The organism is Herminiimonas fonticola, from assembly GCF_003293745.1.
Classification (GTDB): domain Bacteria; phylum Pseudomonadota; class Gammaproteobacteria; order Burkholderiales; family Burkholderiaceae_D; genus Oxalicibacterium; species Oxalicibacterium fonticola.
Window position 1 is genome coordinate 1 of sequence record NZ_PTLZ01000011.1, and the last position, 695, is coordinate 695.

Consider the following 695-nt stretch of genomic DNA (forward strand, 5'->3'; position numbering starts at 1 on the left):
GTCTCTACTTGCGAGCCCGTCATCTTCGCCAACTCGCCAATCTTCAACGCTGAACCAGACATGACAACTCCTTTACTATATCTCTTTACCCTATAGCTACTACAGGGTGTTTAATCATGAATATATCTTAAAGGATTCATCATGGCGGATTGCTGCACTGGCCCTTGCTCTTCAGATAAACCACCGGTTGATGCTCGCTATCGACTCATCTTGTGGGTTGCGTTGGTCGTCAATGCCGGTATGTTCGTCGTAGAACTAATTGGCGGGTGGCATGCCGGTTCAGTATCGCTTTTAGCAGATGCCGTAGACTTTTTCGGTGATGCTGGTAACTACGCGGTTAGTCTCTTCGTTCTTGGACTGGCTCCAGTTTGGCGTTCTCGTACTGCGCTTGGCAAAGGTTTAATCATGGGGTGTTATGGAGTGTTTGTGCTTGGTAGCGCTGCTTATCATTTGGCGTCAGGCATCGTGCCCGAATCATCAACGATGGGTTTCATCGGCTTCCTTGCGTTGGTAGCAAATGCATCGGTTGCCGCGCTGCTTTATGCCTACCGAGAAGGTGATGCCAATATGCGTTCGGTTTGGCTATGCTCGCGCAATGATGCCATTGGCAATATCGCCGTCATGCTTGCAGCATTGGGAGTCTATGGCACAGGTTCTGGATGGCCGGATATAGCGGTCGCTACTCTGATGGGTAC

At 50.1% G+C, this 695-nt stretch carries 1 protein-coding gene; it reads left to right on the forward strand.

Annotated elements, in window-relative coordinates:
- Nucleotides 1-141: 141 nt before the first annotated feature.
- A partial coding sequence (locus Hfont_RS14965; RefSeq protein ID WP_146779190.1) for a cation efflux transmembrane domain-containing protein occupies nucleotides 142-695 on the forward strand: 554 nt, incomplete at its 3' end.